At 63.4% G+C, this 12,795-nt stretch carries 9 protein-coding genes and 1 tRNA gene; all 10 read right to left on the bottom strand.

What is annotated here, in order from left to right; genetic code table 11:
• Entirely contained in the window at nucleotides 1-2,091 is a 2,091-nt protein-coding gene (rho, locus tag BAUR9175_RS09630) for a transcription termination factor Rho (RefSeq protein ID WP_101583639.1), read from the bottom strand.
• A 225-nt stretch (nucleotides 2,092-2,316) separates the two neighbouring features.
• Nucleotides 2,317-3,219, bottom strand: coding sequence for a homoserine kinase (gene thrB / locus BAUR9175_RS09625; protein ID WP_096162097.1), 903 nt, complete (start codon nucleotides 3,217-3,219; stop codon nucleotides 2,317-2,319).
• 2 nt (nucleotides 3,220-3,221) lie between these two features.
• Nucleotides 3,222-4,310 carry a threonine synthase gene (thrC, locus tag BAUR9175_RS09620; protein WP_009884040.1) on the bottom strand — a complete coding sequence of 363 codons (1,089 nt, stop codon included), beginning with the start codon at nucleotides 4,308-4,310 and terminating at the stop codon, nucleotides 3,222-3,224.
• 2 nt (nucleotides 4,311-4,312) lie between these two features.
• Nucleotides 4,313-5,620, bottom strand: a complete 1,308-nt coding sequence (locus BAUR9175_RS09615; protein ID WP_009884039.1) for a homoserine dehydrogenase — start codon at nucleotides 5,618-5,620, stop codon at nucleotides 4,313-4,315.
• A 31-nt stretch (nucleotides 5,621-5,651) separates the two neighbouring features.
• Nucleotides 5,652-7,088: a diaminopimelate decarboxylase gene (gene lysA / locus BAUR9175_RS09610; protein WP_101583637.1), complete on the bottom strand. Its 1,437-nt coding sequence runs from the start codon at nucleotides 7,086-7,088 to the stop codon at nucleotides 5,652-5,654.
• A complete protein-coding gene (locus BAUR9175_RS09605) occupies nucleotides 7,088-7,990 on the bottom strand; it encodes a DALR anticodon-binding domain-containing protein (RefSeq protein ID WP_009884037.1) in 903 nt (300 codons plus the stop codon). Before BAUR9175_RS09605 ends, lysA begins: the two co-directional genes overlap by 1 nt.
• Before the next feature lie 85 nt (nucleotides 7,991-8,075).
• A complete protein-coding gene (locus BAUR9175_RS09600; protein WP_029417818.1) occupies nucleotides 8,076-9,251 on the bottom strand; it encodes an MFS transporter in 1,176 nt (391 codons plus the stop codon).
• Nucleotides 9,252-9,296: 45 nt separating this feature from the next.
• Complete coding sequence (locus BAUR9175_RS09595; protein ID WP_101583636.1) at nucleotides 9,297-11,846, bottom strand: FtsX-like permease family protein; 2,550 nt, start codon at nucleotides 11,844-11,846, stop codon at nucleotides 9,297-9,299.
• A complete protein-coding gene (locus BAUR9175_RS09590) occupies nucleotides 11,843-12,598 on the bottom strand; it encodes an ABC transporter ATP-binding protein (RefSeq protein ID WP_113717816.1) in 756 nt (251 codons plus the stop codon). The genes BAUR9175_RS09595 and BAUR9175_RS09590 overlap by 4 nt, the downstream gene beginning before the upstream one ends.
• Nucleotides 12,599-12,692: 94 nt before the next feature.
• Nucleotides 12,693-12,768 (bottom strand) — tRNA-Arg (locus tag BAUR9175_RS09585).
• Nucleotides 12,769-12,795 lie beyond the last annotated feature (27 nt).

Raw genomic sequence — 12,795 nt, 5'->3', positions numbered from 1 at the left:
TCAGTTGTTGTCGGTGGACGACTTTTGCAGAGGAGTCGTCTTCTGCACCTGCATGAGGAACTCGACGTTCGAGCCGGTTTCCTTCAGCTTCGACATCAGCAGCTCAACAGCCTGCTGCTGTTCGAGGCCGGACAGCACGCGACGAAGCTGCCACATGACCTTCATCTCTTCGTTGGTCATCAGCATCTCTTCGCGGCGAGTGCTCGACGCGTTGACGTCGACGGCCGGGAAGATGCGCTTGTCGGCGAGCTGGCGCGACAGGCGCAGCTCCATGTTGCCGGTGCCCTTGAACTCTTCGAAGATGACCTCGTCCATCTTGGATCCGGTCTCGACGAGGGCTGTGGCCAGGATGGTCAGCGAGCCGCCGTTCTCGATGTTGCGGGCAGCACCGAAGAATCGCTTCGGCGGGTAGAGCGCGTTCGCGTCGACACCACCGGAGAGGATGCGGCCTGAAGCTGGCTGCGCAATGTTGTAGGCACGACCGAGGCGAGTGATGTTGTCGAGGAGCACCACGACGTCCGAACCCATTTCGACGAGCCGCTTGGCGCGCTCGATGGCCAACTCGGCGATCGTCGTGTGATCATCTGCCGGACGGTCGAAGGTCGAAGCGATGACTTCGCCCTTCACTGCGCGCTGCATGTCCGTTACTTCCTCGGGACGTTCGTCGACGAGGACGACCATCAGGTGGACTTCCGGGTTGTTCTCGGTGATCGCATTAGCGACCTGCTGCATGATCATCGTCTTGCCCGCCTTCGGGGGCGCCACGATGAGACCACGCTGGCCCTTGCCGATAGGTGTCACCAGGTCGATGAGTCGGGTCGAGTGCTGCTTCGAGGTGGTCTCGAGGCGCATCCGCTCCTGTGGGTAGAGCGGTGTCAGCTTCGAGAACTCGACACGGCTACGAGCATCATCGACGGTCAGGCCGTTGACGGAGTCCAGTCGCACCAGAGCGTCGAACTTCTCACGCTTGCTGTTGCGATCGTTCTCACGCGGCTGGCGGATGGCGCCGGCGACGGCGTCGCCCTTGCGCAGCTGGTTCTTGCGCACCATCGAGGCCGAGACGTAGACGTCGTTGGGGCCGGGCAGGTAGCCCGAGGTGCGCAGGAATGCGTAGTTGTCGTGCACATCGAGGATGCCGCCGACTGGGATGAGCACGTCATCGTTGCGGATCTCGGGCTCGTCGTTGCCGCGTCCTCCGCGACGCTTGCGATCACGGTCGCGTCCGCGTCCGCGGCGGTTGCCGCGATCGTCGTCATCGTTGTTGTTGCGATTCCGACGGTCGTTGTTGCGGTCGTTTCCGCGGTCGTTGTCATCGCCCTGACGGTTACGGCCGTTGCCGCGATCGTTGTTGCGATCACCGCGGTCGTTGTTGTCGTCGTTCTGACGATTGCGACCATTGCCACGATCATTGCTGCGGTCATCGCCGCGATCGTTGTTGTCGTCGTTCTGACGGTTACGGCCGTTGCTGCGATCGTTGTTGCGATCATTGCCGCGATCGTTGCGGTCGTTGTTGTCGTCGTTCTGACGATTGCGACCGTTGCCGCGATCATTGCGGTCCGTACGCTCGTTCGAGTCATCGGAGCTGTGTCCGTTGTCGTCGTTCTGAGCTTCGGCTCCACGTGAGCGGGAACGGCTGCGACGTGAGCGCTGCCTGTCCTGGTCTGCGGTGGAGTCAGATGAATTGTCATCTGCAGCCGGAGTCTCGACGACAGCGGAGGATTCCGTGGAAGTCACAGAGGCAGCGGCATCCTGAGAGCCGGCGGTGTCCTTGTCAGACGAGGCAGCAGCGCTGCGACGGGACGGACGACGCTTGGGTTCGTCGGTTGCTTCGCTGGAGCCGGGCTTCTCTTCCTGAGCTTCTTTGGCGGAGGCTGCAGAAGCGGCAGGTGCGGTCTTCGGGGCGGCTTGAGCCTGTCCCGAACCGCCCTGAGCGCTGTTGTGGTTGTTGATGGCGTCGATCAGTTCGCCTTTGCGAAGTCGACGGTACCCTTTGATCCCGAGTCCCGCTGCCATTTCCTGGAGCTGGGGCAGACGCAAAGCGGTCAGACTGCCTGTGCGTGGTGCGGAATCTTGAGTAGTGGTTTCAGACACGAAGGTCCTTCTCCCTCTTTCGGCCGTGCGGCAAGAGCCGTTTACTCACGGCGACGGAAACACCATTGACGGTGCATTGTGAAAGATAACCTGCCTAAGAATGAGCAGGAGACGTTCCAGAATTTGTGACATTGACAGTGGATTCGCGATGCATATCGTCAAACCCGATCACTGACGGAACACCACCAGTTTACGTGCTCGACGACGATCACGCTAATCCTGTGCCTAATTCTTTTGCTCCACCCGATATCCGCCGAGGTCAATGGAGGTGTGAATGAGTGTGACAGTGTCGGGAACCAAGGACTCAGGCACCGCACCCGCAAGCACGAGAACAGTCGGCCCCGCCCCTGAGATCACTGCGGGCAGACCATCGGCGCGCAGGGCATCGACGAGTGCCATCGACTCCGGGTAGGCCTCGCGTCGGAATTCCTGGTGCAGACGGTCGTCGGTGGCTTCGAGCAGGACCGATGAATCGGAGACGAAGCCGTGGATGAGCAGCGCAGCCCGTGCAGAGTTCTCCGCGGCGACCTCGTGCTCGATCGACACGGGGATCACACTGCGAGCAATCTCCGTATCCAAACGCACGTCCGGCACCAGCACAGTCACCTCGTTCACGGTGTTAGCCGGAACCTGCCATGACCGTGCAGGGCCGGGCAGTGCGATGGTCAGTCCCCCGTAGACCGCGGGCGCGGCATTGTCGGGGTGGCCCTCGAGATCGGAGGCGAGTTCGAGCACTCGCTGCCTGCTCAGCTGCTGACCACCGACATACGTACCGAGCTCACCGGCCAGTGCGATGGCACCGACGTTCGCGGCGGCGGAGGAACCGAGGCCACGCGAATGCGGTATCCGGTTGACACATTCCAGACTGAGGCGATCACCCAATCCCACGGGTGCCTCCGGGTACTCAGCCGCGAGCACCTCGAGCAGCACGCGCATGATGAGATGGGACCGATCCGTCGGCAGTGTTTCGGCGTTCTCCCCCGTCACCTTCACACAGGTACTGGGATCCACCGGCTCATCGTGGACCGTGAGGGTCAGCGTGTCGAAGATCCCCAGCGCAAGGCCCAGGGCATCGTAACCGGGGCCCAGGTTCGCCGAGGTGGCCGGCACCTCGATCTGGATTCTCACACTCACCTGTCTTCGAGCCCGAGAGCCCGTGCAGCGCTGACTGCGTCGACCGAGACCCGCTTCGGTTCGATGTCGGAACCGTCGGCGGTGTGCAGGGCCCAGGTGGGATCTTTGAGTCCGTGACCGGTCACGGTGACCGCAATCCTCGCACCGGCAGGGACTCTGCCGGCCTCGGACATCTTCAGCAGCCCGGCCACCGAGGCGGCAGAACCGGGTTCGACGAAGATTCCCTCGTCCCGGGACAGGATCTTGTGAGCGCGCAGGATCTCATCATCGGTCACCGAATCGATGACTCCTCCGGAGGAGTCTCGGGCTTCGATGGCCTGCTGCCAGCTGGCCGGATTGCCGATCCGAATGGCCGTGGCGATCGTATCGGGTTCGTCGACTGGGTGGCCGAGGACGATCGGGGCAGAGCCGGCGGCTTGGAAGCCCCACATCTGGGGCAGGCGCGTCGAGGCTCCGATCTCCTTATACTGGCGGTAGCCCTTCCAGTAGGCGGTGATGTTACCGGCGTTGCCGACTGGCATCACGTGGATATCCGGAGCATCGCCCAGTACGTCGACGACCTCGAAGGATGCAGTCTTCTGTCCCTCGATGCGATCGGGATTGACGGAATTGACGAGGTGGACGGGGTAGGACTCAGAGAGCTTCCTGCACAGGGTCAGGCAGTCGTCGAAGTTACCGTCGACCTCCAGGAGCGTGGCCCCATGGGCGATGGCCTGGCTCATCTTCCCCGGGGCGATCTTGCCGGAGGGCACGAGCACGGCACAGGTGAGCCCGGCCTTGGTGGCGTAGGCCGCCGCCGAGGCCGAGGTGTTGCCTGTCGAAGCACAGATGACGGCCTTCGCGCCCTGAGCCAGGGCCTTCGTGATGGCCATCGTCATACCGCGATCTTTGAACGACGCGGTGGGGTTGAGTCCTTCGTACTTCACCCACACGTCTGCGCCGGTGAGTTCGCTGAGCTTCTCCGCCTTGATGAGCGGCGTCCCGCCCTCACCCAGGGTGACAGCCGGTGTGGTCTCCGAGATGTCGAGGAGAGAGCGGTACTCTTCGACGACGCCCTGCCACTGCTTTTTGGGGAATTCAGTCATTGTCACTGTCCTTCTACACGGATCACGGATTTGACGGCGCGCACTACGGAGAGGCCGCCGAGGCGGTCGACCGTTCTCCGCAGGATCGCGTCGGTGTTCGAGTGGGTGGCGAGAACCAGTTTCGCGTGCTGAGTGCCCTGATCATCGACCTCCCCCACGGTCTGGCGCATGAGCTCGATCGAGGCGCCTTCGTCGGAGAAGACCTCGGAGACTGCGGCGAGGACACCTGGACGATCAACCACGTCGAGCGTGATGTGATAGCGGGTGGTGATCGCCGATATCGGCAGAATCCGGGAGTCCTCGTGGAAGGGACGCTCGTACTGGCCTCGGCCGCCGAGGACCTTGCGACGGGCCACAGAGACCACATCGCCGAGGACCGCGGACGCCGTTGGTTCGCCGCCGGCGCCCTGCCCGTAGAACATGAGCGAACCGGCGGCCTCGGCCTCGATGAAGACAGCGTTGAACGCGCCGCGGACCGTTGCCAGCGGGTGGCTGCGTCCCAGCAGCGCCGGGTAGACGCGAGCGGACAGCCCGGATCCTGCCGGTGAGTCGCTGACGCGTTCGCAGACGGCGAGGAGTTTGATGACGAACCCTTGGTCGCGGGCCGTGGCCACCATGTCCGGAGTGATGTCGGCAATGCCTTCGACGTGGACATCGTCGATCGTGACGGGAGCGTGGAAGGCCAGTGACGACAGGATTGCGGCCTTGGCCGCAGCATCGTGCCCACCGACATCGGCGGTCGGGTCCGCCTCGGCGAAGCCCAGCTCCTGCGCAGCCGTGAGCGCTTCATCGAAGCCCCAGCCCTCGGAATCCATCTGGTCGAGGATGTAGTTGGTCGTGCCGTTGACAATGCCCATGATCCGATCGATTCGGTCACCGGCCAGCGAGTCGCCGACGGGCCGGATGATCGGGATCGCGCCCGCGACCGCTGCCTCATGTTCAAGACGGACACCGGCGGTGTCGGCTGCGGACATGAGTTCGCCGTAGTTGGCGGCCAGCAATGCCTTGTTGGCCGTGACGACGGATGATCCGTGGTCGAGGGCCGACCGGATGAGAGTCTTGGCAGGCTCGATGCCGCCCATCAGCTCGATGACGATATCGGCGCCGGCGATGGCGGTCTCCGCATCGGTCGTCAGCAGACCTGGGTCGATTCCCGGGCGCTCCTTCGAGGTGTCGCGGACGACGATTGCGCTCAGTTCCAGGGGCGCACCGATTCGTTCGGCCAGGGCCTCGCTCCGATTCTGGATGCGAGCGGCGACTTCGGTGCCGACGACTCCACATCCGAGCATGGCAACTTTCAAAGCCTGCATTTGTTCACCTTTTCGCTGTCTTCTATGGCACTCACACACGTTCTCCGGCGTTCATTCCCGGATCGCTGCGCAACATCTGAGAGTAGTCCTCGGGGGTCACGATCCACTCAACCTTATCCGTTGTCACGGCCAGGACCCCGGGTTTGGGCAGGTGGTTGTAGTTGTTGGCCAGCGACCGGCAGTAGGCACCGGTGCTCGGCACCGCGACGAGGTCGCCGGAGGACACATCGGATCCCATGTATTCGTCACGGACGATGATGTCACCGGACTCACAGTGTTTGCCCACGACGCGGACGATGACCGGCTCGGAACCGGAGTTCCGATTTGCCAAGGTACACGAATAGTCGGCGTCGTAGAGTGCTGTCCGAATGTTGTCGCTCATCCCTCCGTCGACGGCGACGTAGGTGCGTACACCGTTATCGGTGTCGACCTCTTTGACGGTGCCGACCTGATAGAGGGTGAACATCGACGGGGAGACGATCGCACGCCCGGGCTCGATGGAGATCCGGGGAACGTTCGTGCCCAGTCCACGGCACTCCTTTGCCACCACCTCGGCGAGCTCCTGCGCCATTTCGGCCACCGGGATCGGTGTGTCCTGTGAGGTGTAGCGAATGCCGAAGCCGCCGCCGAGGTCGATATCGGGCAGGTCGACACCGTGCTCTGCCATGATCTCTGCTCGCAGAGCCAGAACACGGGCGGCAGCGACCTGGAATCCGGAGATGTCGAAGATCTGGGATCCGATGTGCGAATGCAGTCCGTCGAAACGCAGGTGCGCGGAGTTCGACACAGCCTCGGCGGCCTTCGCCGCGGTACCGGCGGAGACGGAGAGTCCGAACTTCTGGTCCTCATGCGCCGTGGCGATGAAGTCGTGGGTGTGGGCCTCTACTCCCACCGTGACGCGCAGCATGACGGGAGCCAGGACTCCACGTGCAGCTGCGATCGATTCGAGGAGGGAGATCTCGTCGAGGCTGTCGACGAAGATCCGTCCCACACCGTAGTCAAGGGCGTATTCGAGCTCGGCAGCGGACTTGTTGTTGCCGTGCAGCCCGACCCTCTCCCCCGGCACACCGGCGGCGCGCGCCACCATCATCTCTCCCAAAGAGCACGTGTCCACGCCCAAGCCGGACTCGTGAACCCACCGTGCTACGGCGGTGCACAGGAAGGCCTTCCCCGCGTAGAAGACGTCGACCCCGGCCAGTCCCTTGTCTTCGGAGAATGCGGCCGAATATGCGCTGACGTAGTTCTCGGCGCGGGCCTTGAAATCGGCGACGTCCATGACGAGCGTCGGGGTGCCGTAGCGTTCGGCCAGATCGGTGACTGCGTGCCCGGCGATGGTGAGGACACCGGCGTCGGACTTCGTCACGTTGTCCGACCACAGGCTGGGCAGGAGCGCGTTGACGTCATCTGGGTAGGGCAGCCACACAGGGGCGGGGGTGGCGTGCATAGTGCCGGCGATGTGGGCAGGCATTACATCCTCTCCGGGGCGGAAACGCCCAGTAGTGAAAGTCCTGTGGCCAGGACGATGATGGCGGCTCGGTCAAGGACCAGCCGGGAAGCGTGAAGGCGTGTGATGTCCTCATCGAGAGTCGGTGTCACCGGGCATGACTGTGTCCAGTCAAGGAACAGCTGGGAGACGGCTTCGAGGAGGAAGGCGATGCGCTGGGGCTCACCGGCGGATGCAGCGCGCGCTGTTGTGGCGATGAAGTCCGCCAATGCCGCAGCCAGTGCCGTCTCGGTGTCATCGCTCAGTGCGGTGGGGTCGAACGCCCAGCCGTCGATGCCCGCCGCGGCTGCACGACGTCGGATTCTGCACGCTGCGGCGTGCGTGACTTGGACGAAGTGCACCGGGTTGTCCGGGTGGGCTCTGCGCCACTGTCGGGCATCGGGAAGATGCGCTGATGCCGGGATCTCGCGTGCGGCCATGTAGCGGCGGATGTCGGTGCCCATCGTCTGCTGCCGGGGCTGGCGCTCTGTGCTGGAGGAGATGCGCTCATCGATGATGGCGTCGATGCGTGCTGCAACACCTTGCTCGGGTCCGAAGTGGTCGTCCGCGGCGACGATGTCCGCGGCGATCACGGCGAGAGCACTGGGGGTGAGCGTGATGTTGAGGAACCCGGGTCCAGCGACTTCGACTTCGGCGATCGAAGCGTCGTCGTGCAGCCTGGACGCGATCTCCACCGCCAGGCTCCGCGAGTCGGTGTGCACTGCGCCGGCGCTGCGCAGTGCGATCGGCGAGACCCAGTGCCCGTGTCGCGGTGTCTGCCCTCGGCGAAGGGTCGGTTCCGGAATGCGGTCGCTGTCGATTCCTCGTGCCGAGGCGATGCTCGCCAGCGCGCGCGCCAGAGCGGTCTGCAGAAGTTCCGGGGTCACTCGATCAGATTACTCGTGTCCCGTTGCCGACGACGAATCAGGTGTCATACTCGCCATCCAGGACTCCCTGTCCACAGTGGTGAACTCAGATCGAACCGGGACGACAGGCAGAGAAGCTGACCGCGAACTTCACCGCGGTGGAGACAAGCACCACGGCGTAGGCAGGCCACATCGAGTCAAAGCTCTGAATCAGAAAAGCGAAGACCAGTGGTCCTGTCGCGGCCATCAGATAGCCGCCGCCTTGGACGAAGCCGGACAATGCGGCAGAGGCTTCGGCACTGCGTGAGCGCAGGGTGATCAGGGTCAGTGCCAGAGGGAACGTCGAGATTCCGATGCCCAGCAGGACCGTCCACAGCACTGGTGCGGCCGCGGGGAAGAGCCACAGCCCCAGATACCCGGCGGCCAGACACCCGCAGAAGACTGCGACGATCGGTGAAGCGGTGTGCATCTTCTGAGCCAGGAACGGCAGGACGAATCCGAGCACAAGTGGAATGGCAGTCACCAACGCCAGCATGGCGCCTGCGAAGGCCGGGTCGAAGCCCGAGCGCGTCAGCAGCGTCGGCAGCCAGGTGAAGAGGATGAAGTTGTTGAACGAGGTCAGCCCCGTCATCGTCATCAGGGCCCAGGCACGGCGGGTCTTGACCAGGCGCAGCAGCTCGTTTCCGCCGGCGACCGCGGCCGAGACCTGCGCACGGGGTGCAGGTCTGAGCACCGCGATCACTACCCACACGGCGACGCCCAGCGCCGCGGCTCCGGCCCACACGAGCAGCGATCCCCGCCATTCCATCTTCGACGCCAACGGCACAGCCACCAGCGGCGGGATGAATGTCCCCAGCTGCAGCAGTCCCACGTGCACGGTCGACATCAGAGCAACGCGATCAGGGAAATAGGACTTCACTATCGGCGGGATGACGACGTTGCCGATGCCCATGCCCAGCAAGGCAAGGACGCTGAGGCCCAAGAAGACGGCAGGAGAGTCGACGACGGCGCGCACGCCCAAGCCCACAGTGATCATGATCATCACTGCCGCAGTGATCGTGAGTCCGGAGAATCGGTTGTACAGTCTCGGCGTGATGAACCCGCTGATGCCGTAGAGCAGGGGCGGCAGCATGCCGATGACGGCGAGGAACGCCGCGCTGAGATGTATGTCGGAGCCCATGGCTCCCAGCAGCGGAGACAGTCCGGTCACACCGGGGCGGAGGTTGAATGCGGCGACAACGATTCCGATGACGATCAGAACGGGGGCCAACGCAGATTTCATGCTTGCATTTCTACCATCTTGCCCATCGGCCCCACCTCGGCGGGGTCAGTTCTCCTGCTTGAGGCCTTCGACCGGAGACAGCCGTGCCGCTCGTCTGGCGGGGGCCAGAGCGGACAGGAGGCCGGCGAGGATCGCCACGAACAGAATGCCGAGAGTGGCCGGAAGTGACCAGTCGACGATGAGCTGTTCGGAGAAGTCATTCGTGATCAGACGGGTGCCGACGATCCCGAGTCCACCGCCGAGGCAGAGCCCGATGAGCGCTGACACTGACGAGATGAGAGTTGATTCGAGTGCGAGGAGCGATCTCAGCTGTGAGATGCTCAGCCCCAATGCCCGGAGCAGAGAATTCTCCCGCCGACGTTCGATCACCGACAGGCTCACGGTGTTCGACACCCCGAGCAGAGCGATGAGGACAGCGACGAACAGCAACGCCACCGCGACGATGAGGAGGACGTCGATGAATTCGGAGTATTCGCCTCGTGCCACAGCCGATCCGCCAACCTCGTCACTGGTGACGTCGAGTTCCTCGGCGATGTCCTGCTGGATCCGGAAGATCTCGGCGACCGAGGCACCCGCATCGACTTTGACCAGGACGGCGGTGGAGGTTGCAGACACGCCCAGATCGTTGCCGACGTCCGGGGTCGTGAAGAACACCTGACTCGACTCGCCGGCTTTGGCAACCGCAATCGTCACCTCTGTCAGCCCCTTGACGGAGATGCTCTCAGCGTCATAGTCGCTGGGGACGAGAACCTTCCCCGGCACCGGTGCTGCGGCGCCCTCGCTGAGCACGGTCTGTGCGGAATCCGGATCGATGACATAGAGCTCGGGGGTCACGTCCCCCTCATCGCTGAGAACCTCAGCCCGGTGTGCGACGACGACGGCTTCGACACCTGCGATGTCACGCACGCCGTCGACGGTGTCACGGTCCAATGTGGAGTCGAGTGGAACGGCGATATCGACCGGATAGCGCTGGTCGAGGCCGAAGCTCAATGTTGCCTTCGTTGACATTCCACCGATCAGAATCGTCGCCACCAAGGTGACGCCGATGACGAGTGCGGTCGCGGTTGCCGCCGTTCGCCGGCGATTGCGCAAGGTATTCAGCGTGGCCAGACGTCCGGGAATTCCGAACGGACCGAAAGCCAGATCACCGATCGCGGCGACGATCGGGGGAATGATCACCTCGGAGCAGAGGACGATCCCGAAGACGAGGAGAACACCGCCGAGTGCGCCGCCCAGAATCCACACCGGAGAACTTTCGACCAGAAGGAGCGAGGCGATGAGGGTCACGATGCCGAGTCCGATGCTCGACCACCCGATGATGTGTCGCAGGCTGTTGTGGCGTGAGGGGGCCAGCGCCTCGTCGAAGGGTTGAAGTGCCTCAAGCGGTGTGACTGCGATGGCGCTGCGGGCCGGTCGGATGGTGGCCAGCACCGTCAGCAGGACCCCGACGACGATACCGATGAACAGGGAGGACAGCGGGATGTGCAGGCTCAGGTAGGCGAACTCGTTGGGCCAGATCCGCTGCGCCACCGCGGCTAGGCAGAAGCTGAATCCTGCCCCGACAGCCACCCCGAGGACCGATCCGAAGAGTCCCACAACGGTTCCCTCGGTGACCACAGAACCGTAGAGCTGAAGACGTGAGGCCCCCAGGCAGCGCAGCAGGGCGAGTTCTCGCCTGCGTCCGGCGACGATCACAGAGAACGTGTTGGACACGACGAGTATCGCCACAATGACGGAGATGCCGGCGAAGACCAGCAGCAGTGAGGTGATGACGTCATTGCCGCCGGAGAGGCGTTCGGCTTTGACGTCGATGGCGTCTGCGACCGACAGCGCTTCCAGGCTCCCGCGCAGATCTGAATCGTCGATCGTCGCCTGCAGTCGGGTGAGCACAGCAGCAGGATCGGCACCGTCGTCCAGAGTGACCTGGATTGCGACGACATCTCCTTCCTGGGCGAAGTACTCCTGATAGCTCGCCGAGGTGGTCAGTGCACGATGGGTGCCCGTAGTCGCCGGACCGCTGCCCATCTCAGCCAGTCCGACGACGGTGAACATCGTGTTGCTCTGGCTCGGTCCTCGATAGACGGGCATCGAATCGTCCTCGGGCCCCAGAGAAACGGAATCGACGGAGAATCGGATCTCGTCGCCGATGCTCGCACCCAGTTCCTGGGCTGTCTCCGCGTCCAGGACCAGATCGGTGATCGACTCGGGTCGAGTGCCCTCGGTGATGGTGAAGGTGTCAAGGTCTGGATCTGCAGGTGCTGGAGTCAGAGCGAAGGAGCTCTCGGAGAACGACTGGCCTCGGCCGGTCGTCGTCGTGCGCGCGTTGACGGCCACGGTGTCCACTCCGTCGACCTGTTCCAAGGGCTCCGTCACGGGAGCGACTTCCTGACCGTTGACGAAGACGTCCTGGCTGGGAATGACCACAAGATCGGACTCGGAGAACGTGTGGCCCACGGAATCTTTGAGGCTTGTCTGCAGGGACGAGCTGATGATCAGAGTCGAGGCGACGAAACCGGCAGCCAGCGCGATGCCGATTCCCACAGCGATGAATCGCGCCCAGTGGATACGGATCTCCGCCAGAGCGACTGAGATCACAGGTCGCTCAGTTCGCCCAGTGCAGAGACCACGGATTCCTTCGTCGGCTGGTGGACCTCTCCGCCTGCACGGCCGTCTTTGAGGAGCACGACCCGGTCCGCGTGGGATGCGGCTACGGGGTCGTGGGTGACGAGAATGATCGTCTGCCCATAGCGGGTGGTCGCTCCGTGCAGGAGGGCCAGCACTTCTGCTCCCGCCTGCGAATCGAGGTTGCCTGTGGGTTCGTCGGCGAAGATCACGTCGGGACGTGTCAGCAGCGCACGGGCAACGGCCACACGCTGCTGCTGGCCTCCGGAGAGTTCGTGCGGGCGGTGCTTGAGTCGGTCCCCCAGCTCGAGACGGTCGACGACCTCGGCTTTCCACTCGGGATCGATCCGCTGACGAGCCAGAGACACGGGCAGTTCGATGTTCTGTTCGGCGCTCAACGTAGGAACCAGATTGAACGCTTGGAAGATGAAGCCGACGCGATCGCGGCGCAGCTGTGTGAGTTCCTTGTCATTGAGGCCGGTGATGTCCTGACCGCCCATGGTGATGGAACCGGAATCCACCCGGTCAAGGCCCGCCAGGACATGCATGAAGGTCGACTTCCCCGAACCTGAGGGACCCATGATCGCACTGAACCTACCGGCCTCGAAGTCCACGGAGATATCGTCGAGTGCTGTCACAGCGGTTTCGCCTCGGCCGAAGGTTTTGCGCACGGATTGTGCTCTGAGCACGACTTCGGCGCTCTTCGCGTCCGCAGGAATCGTCATCACGGCCTTCATCAGCTGGTTGAGGTTCGTTGGGATCCAGCTTAATCGGTGGTAGCAGAAACCGCCCACCTCAGGACATGAGGAGGGCGGCAGATGGTGCCCGCGACAGGATTCGAACCTACGACCTTCTGCTCCGGAGGCAGACGCTCTATCCACTGAGCTACGCGGGCAACGGATGCAATGCTATCACCGACTTG

The organism is Brevibacterium aurantiacum (assembly GCF_900169065.1).
GTDB lineage: Bacteria > Actinomycetota > Actinomycetes > Actinomycetales > Brevibacteriaceae > Brevibacterium > Brevibacterium aurantiacum.
This window is presented reverse-complemented; position numbering and strand designations above follow the sequence as displayed.

Coding starts and splice junctions, on each gene's coding strand:
- thrC (WP_009884040.1), bottom strand. CDS start 4,310: ATGACTGAATTCCCCAAAAAGCAGTGGCAGGGCGTCGTCGAAGAGTAC.
- BAUR9175_RS09590 (WP_113717816.1), bottom strand. CDS start 12,598: ATGACGATTCCTGCGGACGCGAAGAGCGCCGAAGTCGTGCTCAGAGCA.
- BAUR9175_RS09600 (WP_029417818.1), bottom strand. CDS start 9,251: ATGAAATCTGCGTTGGCCCCCGTTCTGATCGTCATCGGAATCGTTGTC.
- lysA (WP_101583637.1), bottom strand. CDS start 7,088: ATGCCTGCCCACATCGCCGGCACTATGCACGCCACCCCCGCCCCTGTG.
- BAUR9175_RS09615 (WP_009884039.1), bottom strand. CDS start 5,620: ATGCAGGCTTTGAAAGTTGCCATGCTCGGATGTGGAGTCGTCGGCACC.